Source organism: Micromonospora sp. I033, assembly GCF_053890995.1.
Genome location: NZ_JBSSLX010000008.1, coordinates 36,950 through 52,266, shown reverse-complemented (window position 1 = coordinate 52,266; position 15,317 = coordinate 36,950). Strand labels below are relative to the sequence as shown.

16 protein-coding genes are annotated in these 15,317 nt (G+C 74.0%); 11 read left to right on the top strand and 5 right to left on the bottom strand.

From position 1 onward, the window contains the following. Positions 1-45: 45 nt before the first annotated feature. Positions 46-495, top strand: a complete 450-nt coding sequence (locus ACW0Q9_RS02870; RefSeq protein WP_456178279.1) for a GNAT family N-acetyltransferase — start codon at positions 46-48, stop codon at positions 493-495. Positions 496-502: 7 nt separating this feature from the next. On the opposite strand, the gene ACW0Q9_RS02865 is transcribed toward ACW0Q9_RS02870, so the two are convergent. Both ACW0Q9_RS02865 and ACW0Q9_RS02860 read right to left on the bottom strand, forming a co-directional pair. Beyond that, on the bottom strand, positions 503-1,162 hold the full coding sequence (locus ACW0Q9_RS02865; protein WP_456178278.1) for a DUF6766 family protein: 660 nt from the start codon (positions 1,160-1,162) through the stop codon (positions 503-505). Positions 1,163-1,285: 123 nt separating this feature from the next. Next, positions 1,286-1,768 (bottom strand): DUF4383 domain-containing protein, encoded by a 483-nt coding sequence (locus tag ACW0Q9_RS02860; protein WP_456178277.1) that lies wholly within the window; start codon positions 1,766-1,768, stop codon positions 1,286-1,288. Between the two features lie 199 nt (positions 1,769-1,967). Between ACW0Q9_RS02860 and ACW0Q9_RS02855 the strand changes: the two genes are divergently transcribed. From ACW0Q9_RS02855 to ACW0Q9_RS02845, 3 genes are read left to right on the top strand one after another with little or no spacing between them, the layout of a single operon-like run. After that, the gene (locus ACW0Q9_RS02855) at positions 1,968-2,753 is read left to right on the top strand and encodes a hypothetical protein (protein ID WP_456178276.1); all 786 of its coding nucleotides are present in this window, start codon (positions 1,968-1,970) and stop codon (positions 2,751-2,753) included. 31 nt (positions 2,754-2,784) lie between these two features. Next, positions 2,785-3,249, top strand: a complete 465-nt coding sequence (locus ACW0Q9_RS02850) for a phage holin family protein (protein ID WP_456178275.1) — start codon at positions 2,785-2,787, stop codon at positions 3,247-3,249. Continuing rightward, positions 3,246-3,896, top strand: a complete 651-nt coding sequence (locus ACW0Q9_RS02845) for a DUF3618 domain-containing protein (protein WP_456178274.1) — start codon at positions 3,246-3,248, stop codon at positions 3,894-3,896. The genes ACW0Q9_RS02850 and ACW0Q9_RS02845 overlap by 4 nt, the downstream gene beginning before the upstream one ends. Positions 3,897-3,982: 86 nt before the next feature. Here ACW0Q9_RS02845 and ACW0Q9_RS02840 read toward each other — a convergent pair whose 3' ends face one another. After that, positions 3,983-5,101 carry a glycosyltransferase gene (locus ACW0Q9_RS02840; RefSeq protein WP_456178273.1) on the bottom strand — a complete coding sequence of 373 codons (1,119 nt, stop codon included), beginning with the start codon at positions 5,099-5,101 and terminating at the stop codon, positions 3,983-3,985. 143 nt (positions 5,102-5,244) lie between these two features. Here ACW0Q9_RS02840 and ACW0Q9_RS02835 point away from each other — a divergent pair, with 143 nt between their 5' ends. From ACW0Q9_RS02835 to ACW0Q9_RS02815, 5 genes are all read left to right on the top strand, one after another. Beyond that, positions 5,245-5,883 carry an SRPBCC family protein gene (locus ACW0Q9_RS02835; RefSeq protein ID WP_456178272.1) on the top strand — a complete coding sequence of 213 codons (639 nt, stop codon included), beginning with the start codon at positions 5,245-5,247 and terminating at the stop codon, positions 5,881-5,883. Further along, entirely contained in the window at positions 5,880-7,058 is a 1,179-nt protein-coding gene (locus ACW0Q9_RS02830) for a zinc-dependent alcohol dehydrogenase (RefSeq protein WP_456178271.1), read from the top strand. Before ACW0Q9_RS02835 ends, ACW0Q9_RS02830 begins: the two co-directional genes overlap by 4 nt. A 62-nt stretch (positions 7,059-7,120) precedes the next feature. Further along, positions 7,121-7,651 (top strand): HPP family protein, encoded by a 531-nt coding sequence (locus ACW0Q9_RS02825; RefSeq protein WP_456178270.1) that lies wholly within the window; start codon positions 7,121-7,123, stop codon positions 7,649-7,651. A gap of 3 nt (positions 7,652-7,654) precedes the next feature. After that, positions 7,655-10,102, top strand: coding sequence for a molybdopterin oxidoreductase family protein (locus tag ACW0Q9_RS02820; RefSeq protein WP_456178269.1), 2,448 nt, complete (start codon positions 7,655-7,657; stop codon positions 10,100-10,102). Between the two features lies 1 nt (position 10,103). Beyond that, entirely contained in the window at positions 10,104-10,562 is a 459-nt protein-coding gene (locus ACW0Q9_RS02815; RefSeq protein ID WP_456178268.1) for a hypothetical protein, read from the top strand. Positions 10,563-10,577: 15 nt separating this feature from the next. Here the strand turns inward: ACW0Q9_RS02815 and ACW0Q9_RS02810 are convergent, their stop codons facing one another. After that, a complete protein-coding gene (locus tag ACW0Q9_RS02810; RefSeq protein ID WP_456178267.1) occupies positions 10,578-11,825 on the bottom strand; it encodes a cytochrome P450 in 1,248 nt (415 codons plus the stop codon). Between the two features lie 264 nt (positions 11,826-12,089). On the opposite strand from ACW0Q9_RS02810, the gene ACW0Q9_RS02805 reads away from it, so the two are divergent. After that, complete coding sequence (locus tag ACW0Q9_RS02805; protein WP_456178266.1) at positions 12,090-12,473, top strand: hypothetical protein; 384 nt, start codon at positions 12,090-12,092, stop codon at positions 12,471-12,473. Positions 12,474-12,483: 10 nt separating this feature from the next. On the opposite strand, the gene ACW0Q9_RS02800 is transcribed toward ACW0Q9_RS02805, so the two are convergent. Next, positions 12,484-12,702 (bottom strand): DUF397 domain-containing protein, encoded by a 219-nt coding sequence (locus ACW0Q9_RS02800; protein ID WP_091269900.1) that lies wholly within the window; start codon positions 12,700-12,702, stop codon positions 12,484-12,486. Positions 12,703-12,769: 67 nt separating this feature from the next. Between ACW0Q9_RS02800 and pepN the strand changes: the two genes are divergently transcribed. After that, complete coding sequence (gene pepN, locus ACW0Q9_RS02795) at positions 12,770-15,286, top strand: aminopeptidase N (RefSeq protein ID WP_456178265.1); 2,517 nt, start codon at positions 12,770-12,772, stop codon at positions 15,284-15,286. Positions 15,287-15,317: the final 31 nt, after the last annotated feature.

Genomic DNA, 15,317 nt, shown 5'->3' with positions numbered 1-15,317 from the left:
TTGGCCGGAAACCTCCGTGAAATCCGGGCGACCTACCGTGGCGGGATGCTGATCGAATCCCGTCCCGCGACCGATCCCGAGATCGCCGCCTTGGTCGCCGCCCAGCAGCGCGAGCTGCGCGAGGCCGACGGCGGCCTGGACGGGCAGGCGACGATCACCCACGACGACATCCGCTACCTGGCGGTGGTCGAGGGCGGTCGGGCGGTCGCCTGCGGCGGCCTCCAGGCCCTCGACGCCGGCACCGGCGAGCTGAAGCGGATGTACGTCCGGCCGGCGTACCGGGGGCGGGGGATCGCCCGGCAGTTGCTGGCCGCCCTGGAGGAGTTGGCCTTCCGGCAGGGACACACCACCGTCTGCCTGGAGACCGGCACCTACCTCCCGGCCGCCATCGGCCTCTACCGGACCTGCGGCTACCAGCCCGTCCCGGTGTACGGCGAGTACGTCGACAACCCGTACAGCGTGTGCTTCGCGAAGCGGCTGCCGGTCGCCGCCTGAGCCGTCCTCAGGCGCCGGTCTCGGCGTGCGCCGCGGTGACCGGCTTGGACTCGGGGCTGGCGTGCTGGCGCAGCACGATGCTCAGCAGGATGAGCACGCCCACGGCGAGGAACTCGCTCTGCCAGTTCTGCATCGACTGGAACCAGAAGTCGCTGGTCCCGAGGAACTGCAAGGCGCTGATCGGCGCGGCCCCGCTCTGCAACGCCTGCTCCTCGTTGTAGTCGGCCACGCCGCCCAGCAGGTGCCCGAGGAACGAGCCCGCGAAGATCATGAACAGCGCGATGGAGAGGCTGTTCCGGTAGATCACCAGCGGCAGGCCGCCGGCGCGCACCGGCCAGGGGGAGTCCGGGGTGCCGTGCCGCGGGTCGTCCTCGGGCCGGTCCGTCTGCCCCTCCGGCTTCGACTCGGCCGAGCCCTTCTGCACCAGGTACGCGGTGAGCAGCACGTAGCCGCCCATCTGGAGGAACTCGGACTCCCAGTTCTCGAAGACCGCCTCGGCGAAGTGTCCGGTGCCGAGGTACGCCCACCAGCTCAGCGGCGCGGCGCCGTACTCGGCCAGCTCCTCGTTGTGCACCTGCCAGCCGAACACGCTCTGCAACACCAGGAAGACCACGAACGCGCCGAGCATGGCGACCGTGAGCGCGTTCTCCCGCAACCACCGTGGCATCGCCGGACCTCCTCGTCCCGCCGGGGTGACTCCCCGTGGTGGTCTTCGTGCCCCCGGCGGCGATCGGGCAAACGCGGTCCCGGTGTGGCGTGGGCGATGCGCCCGAACGGGTGACGGTGCTGGTCAGGGCCGGTCGAGGGGGCTGTCCGGCCGGCCGCCGGTGCCCACCTCGTTGTTGAGCAGCAGGCCCAGCGCGAGCATGCCGAAGCCGAGGAAGAGATGCAGCCAGTTGTCGGCGTCGTTCAACGGGAAGAAGTTGGCCGCGGTCTCCAGGTCGATGCCGAAGCCGTACAGCCAGAGGCCCAGGTAGGCCGCGCCGCCGCCGGCCAGGAACAGCCGCGCCCCGGCGATCCGGCGGGCCAGCACCAGGCCGACCAGACCGAAGAGCAGGTGCAGCAGGTTGTGCAGGATCGACACCTGGAACAGGCCGATGAGCTTGGCCTCCGAGTGGTGGCCGGCGAACCGCAGATCGCCGTAGTGGGTGGTGAAGCCGGGGACGAAGCCGAGCACTCCGAGCAGCACGAAGACGGCGGCCACGGCGAGGGCGACCTTCTGGATCGTCGGCCGGGGCCGGGCCCCGGCGCGTCCGCGCACGCCACGTGCCATCGCTGTCACCTCCGTGGAGCCCACCGCCGCCCGGGCGGGCAGACCCTCCATTGTGTGACCGGCGCGGGCCGCTTCCGCAGAGAAATGACGAATCAGGCATGGACCCGGCAACCGGGGGTAGGGAATTCGACACGCCGACAGCAACGTCGGCGTGATCCCCCGAGCACAACCGCTACGAATAGCGAGCGGAAGGGACATCATGACCTACGATCTCTCATCCACGTCCGGCACGTACGAGTCGACCAACGGCGGCGGGGTCCGTGACCAGGCCCGCCAGGTCGGCAACGAGGCCGCCAACGCGGGCGGCGCGGTCGCCCAGACCGCCAAGGAGCAGGGCCAGGAGGTCGTCGGCGAGGCCAAGCGCCAGGCCCGCAACCTCTACGGCGAGGCCCGGAGCCAGGTCACGGCCCAGACCAGCCAGCAGCAGCAGCGCGCGGCGAGCGGGCTGCGGTCGCTGGCCGAGGAGATGCGCTCGATGGCGCAGAACGGCGGCAGCGCCGGCCCGGTCACCGAACTGGCCCACCAGGCCGCCGACCGGGTGCACGGCGTGGCCGGCTGGCTGGAGCAGCGCGAGCCGGGCGACCTGCTCAACGAGGTGAAGACCTACGCCCGCCGCAACCCGGGCACCTTCCTGCTCGGCGCCGCCCTGCTCGGCGTGGTCGCCGGCCGGCTGACCAAGAACATCGCAGCGATCGGCGACGGTGGCGACGGTGTCCGGCCGTCGTACGACCCGGACCAGACCGCGGTCATCCCGACCTCGCGGGCCGTGCCGGAGCAGGTGCCGCCGGGCGGCTACCTCGACCCGACCCCCGGCACGTACGCCGAGCCGGACCCGGGCTACTCCGCGCCGGGCGCGACCTACCCGGCCGGCGGCGCCCCGAACACCTGGGCCGACCCGGAGGGCGGCACCGGCCAGCCGCTGCCCCCGCCGAGCCGGACCGACCCGCTGCCGGGCGTGCCGTCGAGCGGCGTGAACCGTCCGTGACCGGCCGGACCGGCAGAAGGGAGGCGACGGCATGAGCATGCCGACGCAGGGGTCCGGACTGGACTCCGGTTATCAGGCGGCGGGCGCCCCGCACAGCGCGGACGAGGTCCGGGGCAGCTCTCTCGGTGAGCTGATGCGCCAGGTCACCACCGACCTCTCCACGCTGATGCGCCAGGAGGTCGAGCTGGCCAAGGCCGAGATCCGCCAGGAGGGGAAGAAGGCGGGCAAGGCCGCCGGCCTCTTCGGCGGCGCCGGCTTCGGCGGCTACATGGTGGCGCTGTTCGTGTCCATCGCGCTGTGGCAGTTCCTGGACAACGTGATGGATTCGGGCCTGGCCGCGCTGATCGTGGCCGTGATCTGGGCCGTGATCGCCGGGGTCCTCTACTCGATGGCGAAGAAGAACGCCGAGCGGATCCGTGGCCTCAAGCAGACCAACGACAGCGTGCAGCGCATCCCCGACGCGCTCAAGCCGCACCCGGAGGGAGTCACCCGATGAGCACCGACCCCGACCAGATCCGCCGGGAGATCGAAGCCACTCGCAGCAACCTGAGCTCGGACGTGGACGCCCTGGCGTACAAGGTCAGCCCGAGCCGGATCGTCGACGACCGCAAGCAGCGCGTCCGCAGCGCGCTGACGAACGTGAAGGACAAGGTGATGGGAACCGCTTCGGACCTCGGCCACAGCACCGGCCACGCCGCCCACTCGGTGGGCGACCACGCCTCCTCGGCCGCCTCCACGGTCGGCGACAAGGCGCACGCCGCCGCCTCGACCGTCGGCGACGCCGCCCAGCGGGCGCCGCAGGTGCTGCGGGAGAAGTCCGAGGGCAACCCGATCGCCGCCGGCGTGATCGCCTTCGGCGTCGGCATGCTGGTCTCCTCGCTGATCCCGGCCACCCGCCGCGAGCAGCAGGTCGCCGCGCAGGTCAAGGAGAAGGCGACCGAGCACGGCGGCGTGGTCAAGGAGAAGCTGACCGAGGTCGCCAGCGAGCTGAAGGAGGAGCTGCGCGAGCCGGCGCAGCAGGCCACCGAGTCGGTGAAGGCCACCGCGCAGGACGCCGTGCACGCCGTCAAGGACGACACGAAGTCCGCCGCGCAGGACGTCAAGGACACCGCGCAGCAGTCCCGCGACCAGGTGCGGTACTGACCACGACACCCGTACGCCGCAGCTCGCGGCCACACCCGGCAGCACGCCGGGACGTGGCCGCGAGCTGTCGCGTACGGGTGGCCGGTTCAGCGCGTTGACCGGTCCGCCCGGACCGGGGCCGGCACGGCGCCGGTCTCCACCCAGAGCACCAGCTCGTCCGGGCGACGCTCGGTGAGCCGCTGGCGCAGCGCGCGGGTGGAGTGCGCGACCGGCCGGGCCTCCGCGCCGCGCAGCCGCCGGCCCACGGCGAGCCAGGCGCAGACCCCGCGTTCCAGCAGCCAGACCGGCGCCGCCAGCGCGGTGTGCGCCGGGAAGACCCGGGTGCCGCCGGCCCGGCGCCGGCCCAGCTCGGCCAGGGCCACCGTCGCCACCCCCGCCCGCAGCAGCAGCCCCGGCCGGCGGGCGGCGAGCGCGGCCGCCGCGCCCGGCAGCACCGCCAGCGCGGCGAGCAGCCATCCCGGCCGGGCCAGGTCGTCGTACGCGTGCCGGACCCGTTGCCGGCGGAACCGCGCGGCGCCCGGCGGGAGCCGCCGCACGTACAGCCAGGCGGGCGTCGCCGTCGCGCCGCCGTACGCGCGGACCGTCCGGACCAGCTCCAGGTTCCCGGCGAGCACGTCCGGGTCGTAGCCGCCCATGGCCAGGAAGGTGCTCCGGCGCACCGCGAGGGTGCCCGGCCGGTCCCCGCCGAGCGCCCGGTGCAGCAGCGTCCGGCCGGTGTCCCACCAGGCGGGCCAGGGCAGCGGGTCGAAGTGGGGCTGCGGCCGGACCAGGTCCACCCGGTCGAGCAGCCCGTGCACGGCGCGCAGCCCCGCGAGGTCGTACCGGATGTCGTCGTCGGCGACCACCACGTGCTCGTGGCGGGCCAGCGCGACCCCGGTCAGCACGCCGAGCGCGGTGCCGTTGCACCCGCGCAGCGCGGGATCGGGCCGGACGTGCCGGGCCAGGCCCCGCCAGGCGGCGGCGTGCCGGGCGAACAGGTCCGGCGGTGACCCGTCGACCACGATCACGTCCACCCACCGGCTCAACTCGCGCAGGTACCCGGTCAGGTCGGTGAGGCCGGCGCCGCCGGTCCCGCTCAGCGGCAGGACGTACGCCACCGGGAGCCGGCCCGGCGCGGCGGCCGCGCCGGGGTCGAGGTGGACGAACGCCGCGTCGTGGACGGCGGCCGGCACCGGCCGGCCGTACTCGTCGAGGTCAAAGGCCACGCGCGCCCCTCTCCGGTCTGGCAGGGTGGCCGGCAGCGTGCCCGAAATTTCGGTGATCAAACCGTTTCACCGTTTCGACGCCCCCCGGCCGGGTAGCGCTCCGGGATGTGGGCGGTCCGAGGCGCCCCGGTGGAGGAGACGTGATGAGCAGCAACACGACGAGGTGGACGCTGGCCGGCGCCGCCGGGTTGACCGCGCTCGGGGTCGGCCGGGTGGTGGCTCGGCGACGGCGCCGGCACCAACCCGACCGGGCGGACGGCTGGTACGTCGTCCACCGGGGAATCACCGTGGACCGGCCGATGGAGGCGGTGATCGGCTTCTGGACCGACCGGGAACGGCTGGACCGGGGGCTCGGCGAGTGGGCGACCCTGGAGCAGATCGACGACAGCCGGTGGCGCTGCGTGGCGAGCGATCCGGCCGGCGGCGGCACCGAGTGGCGGGCCGAGATCACCGTCGACGGCCCGGGCCGGCTGAGCTGGCGGGTCACCGAGGGACCGGTGGCCCAGCAGGGGCGGGTCGAGCTGGTGCCCGCGCCGCAGGACCGGGGCACCGAGATCCGCGCCGAGCTGCGCTGGCGGTCCGGCCCGATCCGCCGGGCGCTCGGCCTGTCCGGCGGGGACGACCCGGACCTGGGGCTGCGCAGCGCCCTGCGCCGGATCAAGTCGCTGATCGAGACCGGCCAGGTGCTGGACACCCGGCACGACCCGTCGGGCCGTAGCCCGAAGCAGGAGCAGGCCACCGACCGGGTCCGGGAGAAGCTGATGGTGGGAGGCCGGCCGTGAGGGCGCTGTGCTGGGAGGGCGTCGGCCGGCTGGCCGTGCGCGACGTGCCGGAGCCGACCATCCGGTCGGGCGGCGACATCATCGTGAAGGTACGGGCCAGCAGCGTCTGTGGCTCCGACCTGCACCTGATCAACGGGTACCTGCCCGCGATGCGGGAGGGGGACATCCTCGGCCACGAGTTCATGGGCGAGGTGGTGGAGACCGGCCCCGACGTGCAGCGGATCAGGGTCGGTGACCGGGTGGTGGTCGGCTCCGTGGTGGCCTGCGGCGGCTGCTGGTACTGCCGCACCGAGCAGTACTCGCTCTGCGACAACTCCAACCCGCAGCCGGTCTTCACCGAGAAGCTCTGGGGCCACTCGCCGGCCGGCATCCTCGGCTACTCGCACGCGGCCGGTGGTTTCTCCGGCAGCCACGCCGAGTACATCCGGGTGCCCTTCGGCGACGTCGGCGCGTTCACCGTGCCCGACGGGGTGCCGGACGACTCGGTGGTGTTCGCCGCCGACGCCATGCCGACGGGCTGGATGGCTGCCGACTTCTGCGGCCTGAAGGGCGGCGAGGTGGTCGCCGTCTGGGGTGCCGGCGGCGTGGGGCAGATGGCCGCCCGGTCCGCGCAGATCCTCGGCGCCGAGCGGGTGATCGTCATCGACCGGCTGCCGGAACGGCTGGCCACCGCCGCCCAGCGACTCGGCGTGGAAACGATCAACTACGCGGAGACCGACGTGCTGGAGGCCCTGCGCGAGCTGACCGCCGGGCGCGGGCCGGACGCCTGCATCGAGGCGGTCGGCATGGAGTCGCACGACGTCGGGCCGACCTACGCGTACGACAAGGCGAAGCAGACGGCCCGGCTGCAGACCGACCGGCCGACCTCGGTCCGGCAGGCGATCATGGCGTGCCGCAAGGGCGGCACGGTGAGCATCGTCGGGGTGTACGGCGGGCTGGTGGACAAGTTCCCGCTCGGCGCGGCCATGAACAAGGCGCTGGTGCTGCGGATGGGGCAGATGCACGCCCAGCGCTACATCCCGATGCTGCTGGACCGGATCGCGATCGGTGAGATCGATCCGGGCTACCTGGCCACCCATCCGATGTCGCTGGAGCAGGGCGTCCGGGGCTACGAGCTCTTCCAGAAGAAGGAGGAGGGCTGCCTGCGGGCCGTGCTGCACCCGCAGGCGGCCTGACCGGGCCCGGATCACCGGGACGTGCGTCGATTCGAAACGCCGGGGCGGGGTACAGCAGCCACATGCCCCCCGAGATCGAGGAGACGCCGTCCCGGCCCGCCGCGCGGGCCTTCGCCGGCAGCGCGGTCGCCGTGGTGGTGGCCGGCGCGGTCGCCCTGCTGACCCGGCAGCCGTGGCTGTTCCCCAGCCTCGGGCCGGCGATCATGCTGCACGTCGAGCAGCCCGGCCGGCCGGAGTCCTCGCCCCGCAACACCGTCATCGGGCACCTGGTGGCGCTGCTCGCCGGGTACGCGTTCCTGGTGGCCACGGGCCTCGCCGACCACCGGCCCGCGCTCCAGGAGGGCGTGTCCGGGGCGCGGATCGTGGCGGCGGCCGGCTCGCTCGCGGTGACCGCCGCCGTGCTGGTGCTGCTGAAGGCCGCGCACCCGCCGGCCGGCGCGACCACACTGATCGTGAGCCTCGGGCTGCTGCACACCCCGGGCCAGCTCGTCGTGGCGTTCGCCGCCGTGCTGCTGGTGACCGCGGTGGACCTGCTGTTCAACCGGGCGACCGGCCGGCTGATGCCGCTCTGGGCGGCGCCGAAGGAGGGATGAGCGATGGTGGACCGGATCGCCGACCCCTGGGGGCCGCGCACCCCGTACGGGCCGGGGGAGCGCTGGCCGGTGCGGGTGGACACCTTCCTCGCCGACGGGCACACCGAGACCGACGTCGAGCGCTGGGTGCCGAGCGCCTCGATCCTGCACTCCAACGGTGACGCCATGGACATCGCCGTGGTCGACGACCGGATCGTCGGGGTCCGCGGCCGGGCCGGGGACCGGATCAACCACGGCCGGGTCGACCCGAAGGACCTCTACGGCTGGCAGGCCAACCACAGCCCGGACCGGCTGCGCCGGCCGCTGGTCCGGGAGGGGGACCGGCTGGTCGAGACCGACTGGGACACCGCCATGGGCCGGATCGTCGCCCGCTCGAAGGAGCTGCTGGACGGCCCGGGCGGCTGGGGCCACTTCGGCTTCTACACCAGCGGGCAGCTCTTCCTGGAGGAGTACTACACGCTCGGCGTGATCGGTAAGGCCGGGCTGGGCACCCCGCACATGGACGGCAACACCCGGCTCTGCACCGCCACCGCCGCGGCGGCGCTCAAGGCGTCCTTCGGCACCGACGGGCAGCCCGGGTCGTACACCGACGTGGACCACTGCGACGCGATCGCGCTCTGGGGGCACAACGTCGCGGAGACCCAGACCGTGCTGTGGATGCGGATGCTGGACCGCCGGCGCGGGCCCAACCCGCCGGCCATGCTCGCCGTCGACCCGCGCGCCACGCCGGTGGCCCGGGAGGCCGACGTGCACCTGGCGCTGCGCAACGGCACCAACCAGGCGCTGCTCAACGGCCTGCTCCGCGAGCTGATCCACCGGGGCTGGTACGACAAGGACTACGTCGAGGCGCACACGCTCGGCTTCGACGAGCTCTGCGAGGTGGTCGAGGCCTACCCGGTCGCCAAGGTCGCCGAGATCTGTGACCTGCGCGCCGCCGACGTCGAGCGCGCCGCCGAGCTGCTGGGGCACTCGGAGCGGCTGCTCTCCACCGTGCTCCAGGGCTTCTACCAGTCCAACCAGGCCACCGCGGCGTCCTGCCAGGTGAACAACCTGCACCTGATCCGCGGCATGATCGGCCGGCCCGGCGCCGGGCTCTACCAGATGAACGGGCAGCCCACCGCGCAGAACAACCGCGAGTGCGGCGCCGACGGCGACCTGCCCGGCCTGCGCAACTGGGCCAACGAGGAGCACATCGCCGAGCTGGCCCGGCTGTGGAACGTCGAGGTCGACACCATCCCGCACTGGGCGCCACCGACCCACGCCATGCAGATCTTCCGGTACGCGGAGCAGGGCTCGATCAAGTTGCTCTGGATCTCGGCGACGAACCCGGCTGTCTCCCTGCCCGACCTGGCCCGGATCCGCCGGATCCTGGCGAACCCGGAACTGTTCGTGGTGGTGCAGGACCTCTTCCTGACCGAGACCGCCGAACTGGCCGACGTGGTGCTGCCGGCCGCCACCTGGGGCGAGAAGACCGGCACGTTCACCAGCGTCGACCGGACGGTGCACATCTCCGAGAAGGCGGTCGAGCCGCCCGGCGAGGCCCGCCCCGACCTGGACATCTTCCTCGACTACGCGCGGCGGATGGACTTCCGTGACAAGGACGGGGGCCCGCTGATCACCTGGACCGGGCCGGAGGAGGTGTTCGAGGCGTGGAAGGAGTGCTCGCGCGGCCGGCCCTGCGACTACACCGGCATCACCTACGACAAGCTGCGGTCCGGCGGCGTCCAGTGGCCGTGCACCGACGAGCACCCGGACGGCACCGAACGGCTCTACACCGACGGGGTGTTCAACACCGACCCGGACTACTGCGAGACGTACGGCCAGGACCTGGCCACCGGAGCCGAACTGCTGCCCGAGGAGTACCGGGCCAAACAGCCCGGCGGGCGGGCGTTCCTGCACGCCGCGCCGTACCAGTCGTCGCCGGAGGTGCCGAGCGCGGAGTTCCCGCTGCTGCTCACCACCGGGCGGACCGTCTACCAGTTCCACACCCGGACCAAGACCGGCCGGGCCGCCCAGCTCGTGCACGCCGCTCCCGAGTCGTGGGTGGAGCTCAACCCGGCCGACGCCGACCGGCTCGGCGTCGGCGAGGGGGACCTGCTGCGGATCGAGTCGCCGCGCGGCGTCGTCCGCGCCCGGGCCCGCCTCTGCGGGGTACGCCCCGGCGTGGTCTTCCTCCCCTTCCACTACGGCTACTGGGACGCGGCCGACGGGGCCGAACCGGGCGCCGGACGGCACGACCGGGCGGCCAACGAGCTGACCATCACGGCCTGGGACCCGGTCTCCAAGCAGCCGATCTTCAAGGTGGCGGCGGTGTGGGTGGTGAAGGAGGCCGACTCGGGCGGCCGGCCCTCGCCCGCGCCGACGGTGGGCGGCTCGGCCCCGCCCGAGGGGTCCGGGATCCCGGCCACGGTCGGCGGACCGGCCGCCGAGGCGCCGTCGAGGGGGGAGTGACATGCACCTGGCCCACTATCTCGGCCTGCTGCACAAGGCCCAGGAGCGCCTCGGTGACGCGTTCACCGAGGTGGGAAAGGCACACGGGGACGAGCCGGACGTCTTCCACACCTGCGAGAAGCTGGCCACCCAGTGCCGCGGGCACGCCGAGAAGCTGGCCCCCTTCGCCCGCCGGTACGCCGAGGAGGCCCCGGCCGAGCCGGACCGGCTGCACTCCGAGCTGTTCAACGGCACCCGGACCGGGCCGATCGGGCTGCTCCGCGACCTCCAGGACCTCTACCTGATGGCCGCCGAGTGCGACATCTGCTGGACGGTGGTCGGGCAGGCCGCGTACGGGGCCCGGGACGAGGAACTGCTCGCGGTGGTGCGGGCCTGCGAGCAGGAGACCGCCATCCAGCTCAAGTGGCTGCGCACCCGGATGAAGCAGGCCGCCCCGCAGGCGCTCGTGGTCGCGTCGTGACGGTCGCCGCGCTGATCATGCGGTGCGGCGTACGCCGTCGAGGACCAGGCCGCTGGGCGGCAGGGCGGGCATCCGGCCGAGGTCCACGGCCAGGTCCTGCGGCGGCACCCGGTAGCTCATCGACCCGGTGAGGTTGCCGACCGCCCGCTTCATCAGCTCGATCGTGATCCACTCACCGGGGCAGCGGTGGCCGGTGCGGTGGTCGCCGCCACCCTGCGGGACCAGCTGGAACGGGTCCCCCCGCCAGCCGTCGAACCGCTCCGGCCGGAACTGCTCCGGCTCCGGCCAGAGCTCCGGGTGGTGGTTCGTGCCGTAGAGGTCGAGCAGCACCCGCCGGCCCTGCGGGAAGGCGTACCCCTGCCACTCGAACGGGCGCCGGACCCGGGCCGCGGCGGCCGGGAAGAACGGGTAGTAGCGCCGTACCTCCTGCACGAAGCTCTCGGTGGCGTCGTCGTCGCCGCGGACCCGGTCCCTCAGGTGCGGGTGGTCGTGCAGGGCGAGCGCGGCGAAGACCACGAAGCGGTCCACCGCGACCGTCGGGCGGAGCACGTTGAGCAGCTCCACCGCGGCGATCCGGCGGGGCAGCAGGGCGCCCTGCTCGTCCCGGTGCTCGGCGACGACCCGCAGCGCGCTGCCCTCCGGCGCGGGCACGGCGCCGGAGCGCACCCGCTCGATCAGGTCGCCGGCCCACCGCTCGGCGCGGCGCCGGCCGAGCAGGCCCCGCCAGTGCCCGGGCCCGACCACGGCCGGTCCCTCGATCATCGCGTGCATCTCGGCGGTCCGGCGGGTCACGTCGGAGTCCGCCAGCGGCACCCCGGCCCAGGCCCAGACCGCCCGGGTCAGCATCCGGGCCACCTCGTCGTAGAGCACCACCGGGCCCGACTCCGCCCAGGCCGGGATCCGGGCCCGCCACTCGTCGTCGAAGAGCTGCCCGAGGTGGCGGATCGCCGCCGGCGTCATGATCGACATGAACATCGCCTTGCGGGTCCGGTGCGCCGCGCCGTCGAGGCCCTGGACGCCGCCGACCCCGGTCAGCGTGCGCTGCGCGCGCATCGGCATGGCACCGCGCCGGACGAAGCGCTCGGTGTCGTAGAACAGCTCGGCGGCCGGGCGACCGCGCAGGCAGATGGTGGGTTCCAGCAGCAGCCGGGTCTGGAAGATGTCGGTGCCGAGGCGGTCGCAACGCGCACCGACGAACCGGTAGCCCTCGCGGAGGAACGCCATCGTGCTCTCCGGGCTGCGGTCGCTGGGAATGGTGCTCATCGGCTGCTCCTGACGCGGCTCGGCGGCCCTGCACGGTCGCTGCGCTACCTACCCGGGCCGGCGCGGGCGAATCCTCGGCCCCGGCCCCGGTCGGCGCCCCACCGGGCGGCACGGCGCGCCGGGGGGAGGGGCCGGTGCCGAGCGCGGAAGCTGGCCCCTCCCAGGGCGCGGAAAAGCTGGTTGTCTTCGGGGTGGGGCCGGCGGCGGCCGGCCCCGCTCCGCCGGGGCGACCCCGGCGGAGCCACCGGCGACGGGGAGGACGGGATGCGTGACAACAGGCACCGGCGGCACCGGCGGGCGGTCACCGGGTTGCGGCGGGGCGACCGCGAGGAGCCGCTGATCGGGCCGCCCCGGCGCGCCGACGCCCGGCCGCCCCGGCACTTCACCGTGCACCTCGGCTTCGAGGCGGCCGACCCGGCCACCGCGCGGGAGACGGCCGTCGCGTACGCCGAGGCGCTCGGCCTGCTCCGCCCGGAGCTGGCGCTCGGCGCGGCGGCGCTCTCCCCGGCCGACGCCTGGCACCGCGCGGAGCGGCTCTTCTGCGGGGCGGTCGGCCCCGACGGCGAGCGCTGCGCCGACGTGGCCGGCCATCCCGGCTTCCACCACGCGCCCGGCCCGGGCGGGCTCGGCTGGGGCGACGGTGACTGAGCGCCCGGGCTCAGTCCAGGTCGAACTCGCCGTCCTGGGCGCCCGCCACGAAGGCGTCCCACTCGTCCTGGGTGAAGACCAGCACCGGGCCGTCCGGCTCGGCCGAGTTGCGCATCCCGATCAGGTCGCCGACGAAGGCCACCTCGACCGCACTGTCGGACGTGTCGCCCTCGGCGCGCTGCCACACCGCCCGAGACAGGTCGAAATCGCCCTTGGGGTGCTGACCCATCGCTGTTCCTCCATCGCCACGCGTATCGGGGGGAGCCCGCTCGGACCCCATCGGGCAGGATAAGCGGATGCCGAGCCTGACCCGTGTAGAGGCGACCGCGCGTGGCGCGCTGATTACCGTCGAGTCCTACCAGGTGGACCTCGACCTGACCGGCGACGCCGAGCGCTTCCGCTCCACCGTCACCATCCGGTTCCGGGCCACCCCCGGCGCCGAGACCTTCGCCGAGGTCAAACCCCTGCGACTCCTCAAGGCACGCCTCAACGAGCAGGACCTCGACCCGGCCCTGCTGAGCGACAACCGCCTGCCGCTGACCGGGCTGGCCGCGACCAACACGCTGACGGTCAGCGCCGAGATGGCCTACTCCAACACCGGCGAGGGGATGCACCGCTTCGTCGACCCGGCCGACGGCGAGACCTACCTCTACGCGATGTCCTTCCTCGACGACGTGCAGCGCATCTTCGCCGCGTTCGACCAGCCCGACCTCAAGGCCCCGGTGACCCTCTCGGTCACCGCCCCGCCGGAGTGGACGGTGGCCGCCAACGGCCAGGTCGCCGCCCGGCCGGCCCCGGGGCGCTGGGAGTTCGCACCCACCGCGCCGCTGGCGACCTACTTCGTCACGCTGATCGCCGGCCCCTGGCACGTCCGGAGCGACGAGCACGACGGCGTCCCGCTCGCCCTCTACTGCCGGAAGTCCCTGGCGGCGCACCTGGACGCCGACGCCGACGAGATCTTCACCGTCACGAAGCAGTGCCTCGACCGGTTCCACCAGCTGTTCGCCGAGCGCTACCCGTTCGGCAAGTACGACCAGGCGTTCGTCCCCGAGTTCAACGCCGGCGCCATGGAGAACCCGGGCCTGGTGACCCTGCGCGACGACTACGTCTTCCGCTCGGCGGTCACCGACACCCAGCGCGAGCTGCGGGCCACCACCATCGCGCACGAGATGGCGCACATGTGGTTCGGCGACCTGGTCACCATGCGCTGGTGGGACGACCTCTGGCTGAACGAGTCCTTCGCGGAGTACCTCGGCACCCGGGTCACCGCCGAGGCCACCCGCTTCACCGGGGCGTGGACCACCTTCGCCATGCGCCGCAAGGCCTGGGGCTACGCGGCCGACCAGCGCCCCTCGACCCACCCGGTGGCCCCCGAGGAGGTGGCCGACGCGGCCCAGGCGCTGCTCAACTTCGACGGCATCTCCTACGCCAAGGGCGCCAGCGTGCTGCGCCAGCTGGTCGCCTGGGTCGGTGACGAGCCCTTCCTGGCCGGCCTGAACGCGCACTTCGCCAAGCACCGGTTCGGCAACGCCACCCTCGCCGACCTGCTGGAGAGCCTCAGCGCCGCCAGCGGGCGGGACCTGGCCGACTGGGCCGAACGCTGGCTGCGCCGTCCGCAGGTCAACACGCTGCGGATGGAGACCGCCGTGGACGCCGACGGCCGGTGGGCCGAGGCGGCGGTGGTGCAGACCGCGCCGGAGACCTACCCGGTGCTGCGCCCGCACCGCATCGGCGTGGCCCGCCACGCTCCCGACGCCCCGGTGCACCACGTCGAGGTGGACCTCGACCCGGCCGCCGACCGGGGTCGCACCGTGCTGGCCGAGCTGGTCGGGCAGCCGGCCACCGGCCTGCTGCTGCCCAACGCCGGTGACCTCACCTTCGCCAAGATCCGGCTCGACCCCGCCTCGGCGGACGCCGTGCCGATGGTGCTCCCGGGGCTGGCCGACCCGCTGGCCCGGGCGCTGCTCTGGGGCGAGGCGCTGGACGCGGCCACCGACGGGGAACGGCCGGTGACCTCGGTGGTCGCGCTGATCGCGGCGGCGCTGCCGGCCGAGACCGAGGTGATCATTGCGGAGGACGTGCTCAGCCTCAGCCGCAACCTGGTCGACCGCTACCTGGATCCGCTGGCCCGGGACGCGGCCCTGCTCCGCATCGAAGGGGCCTGCGCCAGCCTGCTGGCCGGTGCCTCGGCCGGCGGCTCGCTGCAACTCGCCGCGGCCCGTGGGCTGATCGGCGCCACCATCGACAGTGGGCTGCTCACCGGCTGGCTGGCCGGCCAGGGCGTGCCGGAGGGGCTGGCGGTCGACACCGACCTGCGTTGGGCGCTGCTGCACCGGCTGGTCGTGCTCGGCGCGGCCGGGGAGCCCGAGATCGCCGCCGAGGCGGCGGCCGACCGCAGCGCCACCGGGGCGGAGCGGGCCGCGAGTTGCCGGGCCGCGCTGCCCGACGCCGAGGCGAAGCGGGCCGCCTGGGAGATCGTCACCCGCAACACCGAGCTCTCCAACCGCCTGGTCGAGGCGACCGCGGAGGGCTTCTGGCAGCCCGAGCAGGCCGAGCTGACCGCCGGCTACGTCGAGCGGTACTTCGCCGACATGCCGGCCGCCGCGCGGCTGCGTACCCCCTGGACGGCGGACCGGGTCGCCACCCTGGCCTTCCCCCGCTACGCCGTGGCGCAGCCCACCCGGGAACTGGCCGCGGCGCTGCTGGCCCGCGACGACCTCACGCCGGGGCTGCGCCGGCGGGTCGTCGACCTGGACGACGACCTGCGCCGCGCGCTGGTGGCCCGGACGGCGGTGGCCGCCGCGGGCGCCTGACCCGGGTGACCGTGCCGGGCGGGAGGTGTCC

Coding starts and splice junctions, on each gene's coding strand:
- ACW0Q9_RS02870 (WP_456178279.1), top strand. CDS start 46: ATGCTGATCGAATCCCGTCCCGCGACCGATCCCGAGATCGCCGCCTTG.
- ACW0Q9_RS02865 (WP_456178278.1), bottom strand. CDS start 1,162: ATGCCACGGTGGTTGCGGGAGAACGCGCTCACGGTCGCCATGCTCGGC.
- ACW0Q9_RS02860 (WP_456178277.1), bottom strand. CDS start 1,768: ATGGCACGTGGCGTGCGCGGACGCGCCGGGGCCCGGCCCCGGCCGACG.
- ACW0Q9_RS02855 (WP_456178276.1), top strand. CDS start 1,968: ATGACCTACGATCTCTCATCCACGTCCGGCACGTACGAGTCGACCAAC.
- ACW0Q9_RS02850 (WP_456178275.1), top strand. CDS start 2,785: ATGAGCATGCCGACGCAGGGGTCCGGACTGGACTCCGGTTATCAGGCG.
- ACW0Q9_RS02845 (WP_456178274.1), top strand. CDS start 3,246: ATGAGCACCGACCCCGACCAGATCCGCCGGGAGATCGAAGCCACTCGC.
- ACW0Q9_RS02835 (WP_456178272.1), top strand. CDS start 5,245: ATGAGCAGCAACACGACGAGGTGGACGCTGGCCGGCGCCGCCGGGTTG.
- ACW0Q9_RS02825 (WP_456178270.1), top strand. CDS start 7,121: ATGCCCCCCGAGATCGAGGAGACGCCGTCCCGGCCCGCCGCGCGGGCC.
- ACW0Q9_RS02820 (WP_456178269.1), top strand. CDS start 7,655: ATGGTGGACCGGATCGCCGACCCCTGGGGGCCGCGCACCCCGTACGGG.
- ACW0Q9_RS02815 (WP_456178268.1), top strand. CDS start 10,104: ATGCACCTGGCCCACTATCTCGGCCTGCTGCACAAGGCCCAGGAGCGC.
- ACW0Q9_RS02810 (WP_456178267.1), bottom strand. CDS start 11,825: ATGAGCACCATTCCCAGCGACCGCAGCCCGGAGAGCACGATGGCGTTC.
- ACW0Q9_RS02805 (WP_456178266.1), top strand. CDS start 12,090: ATGCGTGACAACAGGCACCGGCGGCACCGGCGGGCGGTCACCGGGTTG.
- ACW0Q9_RS02800 (WP_091269900.1), bottom strand. CDS start 12,702: ATGGGTCAGCACCCCAAGGGCGATTTCGACCTGTCTCGGGCGGTGTGG.
- pepN (WP_456178265.1), top strand. CDS start 12,770: ATGCCGAGCCTGACCCGTGTAGAGGCGACCGCGCGTGGCGCGCTGATT.